The following is a 218-nucleotide window of genomic DNA, read 5'->3' as shown; positions in this document are numbered from 1 at the left end:
GCGGACACCCCGGCCCCCGAGCCCGAACCGCAGCTGCAGGGCGTGGCCACGCTGGGCGGCGGGCTGGGCGGCGCGATGATGGGCGGCCTGCTCGCCAAGATGAGCCGCCCGGTCGCGAACGCGGTGGCGAAGAAGACGGGCCTCCCGGCGGCGACGGTGGTACGCGGGATCGAGATCCTGCTGCCGGTGATCATGGCAGTGGTGACGAAGCGGGCGGC

General features: G+C 74.8%; 1 pseudogene. It reads left to right on the top strand.

Annotated features, from left to right (window positions below):
* Window positions 1-218, top strand: a pseudogene (locus J0695_RS39680) (DUF937 domain-containing protein); the annotation flags it as partial.

This window comes from Streptomyces beijiangensis, assembly GCF_017315755.1.
GTDB classification, from domain to species: domain Bacteria; phylum Actinomycetota; class Actinomycetes; order Streptomycetales; family Streptomycetaceae; genus Streptomyces; species Streptomyces beijiangensis.
The sequence above is the reverse complement of the archived record's forward strand: the minus strand, read 5'-3'. Positions and strand labels throughout refer to the sequence as shown.